At 37.7% G+C, this 2,775-nt stretch carries 4 protein-coding genes; all 4 read left to right on the top strand.

The annotated features are described in order from the left end of the window. Positions 1–870 precede the first annotated feature (870 nt). The 4 genes from ACTNA4_RS15905 to ACTNA4_RS15890 all read left to right on the top strand — a co-directional run bounded on the left by ACTNA4_RS15905 (position 871) and on the right by ACTNA4_RS15890 (position 2,455). A complete protein-coding gene (locus tag ACTNA4_RS15905; protein ID WP_427805814.1) occupies positions 871–1,221 on the top strand; it encodes a helix-turn-helix domain-containing protein in 351 nt (116 codons plus the stop codon). A gap of 267 nt (positions 1,222–1,488) precedes the next feature. Continuing rightward, positions 1,489–1,758: a helix-turn-helix domain-containing protein gene (locus ACTNA4_RS15900; RefSeq protein ID WP_441031113.1), complete on the top strand. Its 270-nt coding sequence runs from the start codon at positions 1,489–1,491 to the stop codon at positions 1,756–1,758. Between the two features lie 90 nt (positions 1,759–1,848). Further along, complete coding sequence (locus tag ACTNA4_RS15895) at positions 1,849–2,106, top strand: type II toxin-antitoxin system HicA family toxin (RefSeq protein ID WP_441031110.1); 258 nt, start codon at positions 1,849–1,851, stop codon at positions 2,104–2,106. Further along, the gene (locus ACTNA4_RS15890) at positions 2,090–2,455 is read left to right on the top strand and encodes a type II toxin-antitoxin system HicB family antitoxin (protein ID WP_441031116.1); all 366 of its coding nucleotides are present in this window, start codon (positions 2,090–2,092) and stop codon (positions 2,453–2,455) included. Before ACTNA4_RS15895 ends, ACTNA4_RS15890 begins: the two co-directional genes overlap by 17 nt. Positions 2,456–2,775: the final 320 nt, after the last annotated feature.

The raw sequence follows: 2,775 nt of genomic DNA, 5'->3' as shown, positions 1-2,775 counted from the left end.
AACAGAGCCTTGCAAAATGGCTCTGAATTACCGGAATATGTGGCTCCCAATCTCCGGAATGGTGGCTCTCAAAGTCCGGACAGGTGGCTCAAAGAGTCTCGGAATAATCAGATAAATATTATGATGAAATCATACAATGTGCAACATGTAAAGGAATTGCATTGTATAGAGGAATTCGATGTAAAGGTAAATATGGAATAGAGTTTGTTCCATTATTTAAGTAATAATCTAATACCCATCCACACATGCACTCGGTGTCAGGCACGAGAAACTGGGTATAAAAAGAAGAAAAGAAAAATTAAAGTTTGCTAAAAGTTTCATTAAGTCCACATAGGTATATCCTTTGCGGGCTTTATTGTAAGCGTAAAGTACTTGGTGTCTAGCCCATTCAGGATGAAGCTTGTTTGGTAATGACGTTAGGAACTATACGTACCGTTTATGAGTGTATCGGCAGAAATAAAACTTGAAGGAAGGTAGAACGATGCAAATAATTTCAACAATAATTTCCAACGTGCTTACCGCCCTTTATCAGCCTTTTTGGTTTGCTGTAATCCTGTCTGTACTTTTTATGTTTGTATATAAAGCCTATCCTTCTATTATACAGGCAGCGTACAGATAACATCTAGGTGTCGATAACATCTAGGTGTCAGACACAATAAAATATTTATAATCAAATAAATTCGTATTTACAAATATTGAAGAAAGTGTTATACTTTTACAAAGTTTTAAGTTAATCCTGCAAGGAGATAAGATTCCACAGCTATAGATAGTGGGGATGATAAGTAATCCTTGGTGCAGATCCAATCTCCTTGCATAAGTATGCTGAGTCGTGCTTGAAAGAGATGTGCCAGGAGAAAGGAAAACAGCGGAATGAAGACAGTAAGTGACAGGATATTTGAGTTACTGAAAGAGAGAAAGATGACGCAGAAAGAGTTTGCCCAGAGGACCGGGATTGCAGAGAGTTCGATCAGTGACTGGAAAAAGAAAAGAACGAATCCGGTATCGGATAAGATATTGATCATATGTGAAGTATTAGATGTGTCACCTTATGAGTTGTTATCAGGAGCGGAGCATACCGGAAGCAGAAGCAGGGAACACGATACGTATGTGATCAGTAAGGGAACGGATGTTGGTATGTTGGTTGAGTCTTACCAGAAACTGGATTCAGATATGCAAAAGCGATTAAGGGGATACTTGGAAGCATTAAAGGAGTTACAATAAAATTTTTCCCTATAATACGTATAAACGGAGTAATTACGAAATAAGAGGTAAGGCGTAAACAATTATCCCGACATTGGTTGTATTCGAAAAATATGCAGTAGCATTGGGAAAGCGCATAGAGCTTCGGTTAAGTGATGAAGAATGAAGTCTCAGAGAGAAGCTTCATTCTCACAGACATTCATAAATGATAGTATCAAATAGTAATAGAAATCATTATAAATGTATCAAATGCAGGTTTGTTTTATATATCAGACAGGTGGTATCACTGTGAACGCAAATTGCGGAAAGAACTTTGGAGAGAAGGTTGGATATTCACCGTCAGCGATTTTAAAAATAGAAACGAACCTTAATCATGCGACCGACAAAACACTTCATGATATAGCGGATACATTTGACGTTGGATTCGAATGGCTGAAGTTCGGAGATGAGAGATACCGAAAATCTCTGGTAAATCGAAAGCAGATTGACTGGTTAATGGATCATCAGGAAATTAGAGATCAGCTTTGGAAGAAGATGTTGGATGAGGAACAGAATTGACAGGTTGGAGTCGGGATTACAAAAGAATATACATAAATTGATTGACACCATATACGATACCACATATAATATAAGCAGGAGGTATAATAAATGTCAAAGTGGGATAAACTGATAACACGTATATGCAATTTATCGAAAGACCTCCGGTTTGATGAGTTACGGAAGGTATTGGAAAGCTGCGGATATGAAATGAATGCACCAAGAAGTGGAAGTAGTCATTATACTTTTAGAAAGCAAGGTTGTATGCCAATTACAATACCGAAACACGAACCTATCAAGAAAGTATATGTGGAAATGGTAAGGCGGATTGTAGAAAGTGAGGCGAAGAATGATGAAGACGCTGAATGATTATATGGCAATGTCCTATCGTATGGAAATTGTGGAAGATAAGGATGAAGGTGGATTTGTGGTTTCTTATCCGGATTTGCCTGGTTGCATTACTTGTGGTGAAACAGTGGAAAGTGCGGTAGCAAATGCACTGGATGCGAAAAAAGCATGGCTTGAAGCAGCATTAGAAGATGGCGTAGAAATTCATGAACCAGACAGTCTGGAAGATTATTCTGGACAGTTTAAACTGAGAATTCCAAGAAGTCTGCACAGATTATTGGCAGAACATTCTCAAAGAGAAGGAATCAGCATGAATCAGTATTGTGTATATTTGCTTTCCAGAAATGATGCAGTGTATTCAAAAAAATGATTGTGAAGTGATTTCAACGCAGTTATAATGAAGTGGCAATGTACAAAATATAGGGTGTCAGACACAATAAAATATTTATAATCAAATAAATTCGTATTTACAAAGGGTGCACGGTGTCAGGCACGCGAAACGGTCTATAAATATTCTCTAACATTTTCATAAAATGAAGTGAAAGAAAGTAACCGCCAAATAATGATGCGGTCAGATAAAAAATTACCCCAGCCCTTTGCGAGTTGGAGTAATTCACTATAATTCACATGCGATTTTTGATAGATTGGAGTTTTTCACTCCAAGGTGCAAGCTCTGCGAGCTGATCATCG

It is taken from the genome of Bariatricus sp. HCP28S3_A7 (genome assembly GCF_052066375.1).
GTDB lineage: Bacteria > Bacillota > Clostridia > Lachnospirales > Lachnospiraceae > Allocoprococcus.
This window is presented reverse-complemented; position numbering and strand designations above follow the sequence as displayed.